The following is a 3,930-nucleotide window of genomic DNA, read 5'->3' as shown; positions in this document are numbered from 1 at the left end:
GCTTTTGGGACAATTTTCGGCTATTACATCATTATGGAAGCGGCTTTTGGCAAAACATTAGGCAAATTTGTTACAGGCACAAAAGTGGTAACTGAAAATGGAGATAAGCCAACTACGGGAGCCATTGTAGGCCGTACGCTTTGCAGGCTGATACCTTTCGAAGCATTCTCTCTTTTAGGCTCCAAGGCTGTTGGATGGCATGATTCAATTCCCGGTACGCGAGTTATCCGCGACAGGTAAATTGATAATTACCCTGTGTCCTGTCCTCCCGGCAGGACACTCATTTGAGGTTACATTAATACCACCTTAAAAGGGTGCACCTCCGCCTTCATCAAACCGTTTTTTACGGCAGGGTCATTACTCATTAATGTAGCAGCTTCTTCCTGACTTTTGGCTTTGAAAACAACAATACCAAAATTATTCTTGTTGTCTACATCATAATCTGTACGACCGACAAAGAAAGCCTGCCCTGTATCATGAAGTTCCTTGAGGTAATTAAAGTGGCTGTTGGCAATCATGGTGACCTCATCAGTCCAGTTTGCTTCATCCTGATATTCAGGTAAGAGTGTCAATATATAAATATAATCCTTCATCTCTTCATTGACGTTTTCGCCATTATTTTGGCAAAACCCTTCCAAACAGCCAGCACACATTGCTGCTAAAAACAAGCATCTTACTATCACTGCCATGGGATTGTTATTAAAAATTAACATATCAATTTAGCTTTTTTTAAAAGGCCAGATCCAAAGTCTTACAGATATATTTTCTAAGACCTAAATCTCCAATTCCAGCACCTTTTGTCCCTGGCTTGCTGCCCTCCCATGCGGATTGTTATTACCAATTACTTGTCTTAGCGCTTGCTTTGTGGCATGCCTGAAATCGGGTTTATTTCTAAACAGCAACAAGTTGCCAAAAAGAGACCACGCAAACCATAGCCTGTGCCACCAACTAAACCTGGGATACTTTTTTAAAAAGTAATCCAATGCCAGCAACCTGCGATAGTATGTCGTAGCGCTTTCCAGCCGGTTTTCCTGGCTTTGATGATGATAAGCTTTTGCGGCGCACACTACGTTAACAGCTTTCTTATAGGGAAACCCCATTACCACTCCATAATTATCGCCTATCCCATGTGGGTCGAGCACCTCATCATAGGGAGAATTAATAAGCCATTCCCTCTTTATAATGCTGGCGCCGAGTCCATAGACCGATGTTCGGAAAACCGGAGGCTGAAAGTTGGTAATTAATGGCCAACCAGCCCAGGACAACGAGTTTCCCTTGCCCTGATAGTACCATTTGATAATCTTATAAAAAGGCTTCTGCCATATCCGGGTACTCATGCAACTGATATCGCCCCAGACTGACTGCTGGAATACAAATGCGAAAAGCAGCCTTCCAAAACCAGATGGTGGATAGCTGTACTCCCAGCCATCACTGCCTTTTTGCAGTACAAGGCCCGATGCAGCGCCTAACTTATCTTCTTCTAAATGCTTCATCAATATAGACACATAATCTTCAGGGAGATTGATGTCGTCATCACATAAAAAAACATATGGGGAGCTGGCCTTCTGTACCCCTATATTACGCTGGATGCAAACCGAAGGTGTGGAATTCAGGTATTGGATATTCAGTGAAGGAAATGCCTCTGCCAACGCTTCCATTTTCATCCTCTTATCACTGGAATCCACCACAATAATTTCTTTCAGAGGATAGGTCTGCTTTGACATATCTTCCAGCAGGCGCATCAGACTTTCAGGCCTGTTTCTGGTAGGGATAACGACACTTAATTCAGACAGCATAACGACACAGAGCTAACAGGTAATAGAAATTGAACATTCAGGCTTTCGGGTTCCCTAATTACCTCAACCATTCTTTTCGGAATATACTTGCACTTGCTGTTCAGGTAAACCGGGACAAAATCGTCATAACGGAGTAAAGACGTTAATTTATCATTATAGCCAGTAGAATTTTTTTCACCTTTTATATCCGTATTGCCTCGTAACATCAACAACTATTTTATGTGGTCATTATAAATGTTTACAAACCTGTTTACAGTGAAATGAATATCATGAGCTTTAGCCCACTCATAAGCCCTTTGCACAGTAGATTTCCAATGTTTCTCATCGGCAGCAATTTGCAGCACCCTTTCTGCAAGGTCTTTAAAATCCCCCGGAGCTACGGAAACAGTCTCATATTCAAGGTCTGAAATCATACCGGTTTTCGTACCAGCGACCAGTACTTTGCACGCCGCAGCCTCCACGGTGACCACACCCTGAGCTTCATAGAGAGATGTATGCATCATAGCATGTGCCCAGGCAAAATATGTAGGCAAATCTGTATTCTTTACCGGCCCAAGAAAGGTTACGCTATCCTCAAGATCCAATTCCGAACATAGTTTTTGAATTTTTCCATTGAGATAATCTGCACCGGCAATTTTCAGGTGGCAATCCAGCTTGTCACGGATCAACCGGAACGCTCTGAGCAGGGTCTCCTGATCTTTCACCTCGGTAAGATTAGCAACATGCAGGAAATGAAACGGAGGGCCATAAACTTTATTTGCCGGAGCAAAAATACTGGTATCCACACCGGTAGGAGTCACCTGAATATCTTTCTTAAAACCGTACTTCCTAAGTACACTTGCCTGAAAATTAGTAAGAACGGTTACCTGATCTGCCCTCTTTAGGGTACTTAAAAGCCACTTTTTTTTACTTGACTTCAGCAGGTATCCATAGGCTATAGCCCCTACCTCTGCAGTTTCCCCTCCCCTCAGACTCACGACGGACGGACGCATCAAAAGCTTACCCAAGAGTACTGCCAGCGTACCGGACGCACCTCCCCATATACCGTGAAAAAGATCATATCGATCTTTTAAATGATCCCGGTAAATCATAAAACTCAAACGCAGCATCCTTGAAAGTGCTGATTGTTCCCGCACTGCAGTAATAGCTTTTAGCCTGAAATTATCGGGTTTGTAATCAGGGTTTACAGAAATCAGCGAATAAACCGTGACCTCAAACCGTGCTGATAAGCCATTAATTAAATTGACCAGGGCTGGCAGGCCCTGATTATAAAACCCGTTACTCACTCCTCCGGGAACAATTATGGCTATCCTTTTCTTACGCATACTGTAGTAATTTCTCCGCCTCATTCAGAACAATTTCCGGGGTATATCTTGTGAGGCATCGCACATCTCCAAACTTGCACTCTGCAGCCATACACCCTCCACATTCCATATCGGCTGAACTCAGGCATATGGAATGTTCTCCCAAAGGCCGGGACCGGTCACTTATTGATACACTATATAAAGCAATTGTCGGCCTGCCTGATACCCACGCCATATGCATAAGGCCAGAATCTTCAGATACGATCAAAGACACATGCTGGAGAATAGCAAAGGCGGTTGCAGGAGAGGTTTTCCCCACTAGATTAATCAGGTTTTCCCCCAACTGCTCCTGCAAGTAGTCAGCTTTTTCCCTTATTCTATCAATACCTAAAATAAGAAATTGCGCGTCCGGATATTTTTTCAGGAGTAATCGGCCAAATTCAGCATAGTAATCTATCGGCCAGTTTTTTGAAGGTGTAAAGCCTGCCGGGTTCAGCGCTATAAGTTTTCTCCCTTCATACCAACCGGCATCCTTCAGGAGAGCAATACCTGTCGACGGATCAGTTATGTGAATTTTAAAATCAGGTAAAAAATCGCCCAACCCTATGTTCCTGATAGTATTTTCAGTTCTTACACCGGCCGGATTGTAGGAATGTTTGTCAAATTCACTCCAGGAAGCGGGCGAAAGTAACTTCCGTATTATTTTACTTATTCTATTGTTTTGCAGGTCTACTACAATGTCATACTGCTGCCTTCGCAGCTTAAGCGCCAATAGTAAAGCATAAACCGCCTGTTTCCTGGTGCTTCTGCCCCCTTTCAAAGTATAAACA

General features: G+C 43.4%; 5 protein-coding genes. 1 reads left to right on the top strand and 4 read right to left on the bottom strand.

Annotation, left to right across the window (positions count from 1 at the left end; genetic code table 11):
- On the top strand, positions 1 to 240 hold a 240-nt coding region (locus E1163_RS01910), incomplete at its 5' end, for an RDD family protein (protein ID WP_185155921.1).
- A 50-nt stretch (positions 241 to 290) separates the two neighbouring features.
- On the opposite strand, the gene E1163_RS01905 is transcribed toward E1163_RS01910, so the two are convergent.
- From E1163_RS01905 to E1163_RS01890, 4 genes are all read right to left on the bottom strand, one after another.
- Positions 291 to 593: a YciI family protein gene (locus tag E1163_RS01905; protein WP_221417909.1), complete on the bottom strand. Its 303-nt coding sequence runs from the start codon at positions 591 to 593 to the stop codon at positions 291 to 293.
- A gap of 180 nt (positions 594 to 773) precedes the next feature.
- Positions 774 to 1,796 (bottom strand): glycosyltransferase family 2 protein, encoded by a 1,023-nt coding sequence (locus E1163_RS01900; protein WP_155168898.1) that lies wholly within the window; start codon positions 1,794 to 1,796, stop codon positions 774 to 776.
- A gap of 212 nt (positions 1,797 to 2,008) precedes the next feature.
- Positions 2,009 to 3,121, bottom strand: coding sequence for a glycosyltransferase (locus E1163_RS01895; protein ID WP_185155919.1), 1,113 nt, complete (start codon positions 3,119 to 3,121; stop codon positions 2,009 to 2,011).
- Positions 3,114 to 3,930 (bottom strand): glycosyltransferase family 9 protein (locus tag E1163_RS01890; protein ID WP_155168894.1); only part of this gene is annotated, 817 nt, incomplete at its 5' end. The genes E1163_RS01895 and E1163_RS01890, both read right to left, overlap by 8 nt.

Origin of the sequence: Fulvivirga kasyanovii, assembly GCF_009711405.1 — a bacterium.
Taxonomy (GTDB): Bacteria; Bacteroidota; Bacteroidia; order Cytophagales; family Cyclobacteriaceae; genus Fulvivirga; species Fulvivirga kasyanovii.
The sequence above is the reverse complement of the archived record's forward strand: the minus strand, read 5'-3'. Positions and strand labels throughout refer to the sequence as shown.

Excerpts from the sequence above, each read along its gene's own strand:
- E1163_RS01905 (WP_221417909.1), bottom strand. The coding sequence starts at position 593 with ATGAAGGATTATATTTATATATTGACACTCTTACCTGAATATCAGGAT.
- E1163_RS01900 (WP_155168898.1), bottom strand. The coding sequence starts at position 1,796 with ATGCTGTCTGAATTAAGTGTCGTTATCCCTACCAGAAACAGGCCTGAA.
- E1163_RS01895 (WP_185155919.1), bottom strand. The coding sequence starts at position 3,121 with ATGCGTAAGAAAAGGATAGCCATAATTGTTCCCGGAGGAGTGAGTAAC.